Here is a 356-nt window from a genome sequence, read left to right as displayed (position 1 = left end):
GTTGTGCACGATATCGAAGTCGTGACCGTAAGTCACAACGAATAGGTCGATCATCTGCTTGAACAAGTCTGTTTCAATCAGTGTCTTTTGTTCGTCAGAAAGCGTGTGGAATACACAAGAGTATGCACAAGACGCGTAAAGCATCCACATGTTTTCGTTTAGCGTTTGGTGGAAGATTTTACCTGGAGGGTTAGTATCTTTACTGACGTTGCTCTCAAGAGTTGGGTACACCTTAGCGTATGCCGTTAGCATCTCTACGATGTAATCGCGATACTTCTGATCTTCTGTGATAAGGAACAGGCGACCCGCAATATCCATGTGAATGTAGTTTTGTTTGTGACGGTTGTGCTCGTAAC

The 356-nt window shown here is 44.1% G+C and carries 1 pseudogene; it reads right to left on the bottom strand.

The window, feature by feature from the left end:
- A pseudogene (locus ACP45E_RS14985) lies at positions 1–356 on the bottom strand (heparinase II/III domain-containing protein); the annotation flags it as partial.

This window comes from Vibrio genomosp. F10 str. 9ZD137, from assembly GCF_049974785.1.
Classification (GTDB): Bacteria; Pseudomonadota; Gammaproteobacteria; order Enterobacterales; family Vibrionaceae; genus Vibrio.
Note: the sequence above shows the minus strand (reverse complement) of the source record. Positions and strands in the feature narration are given on the sequence as shown.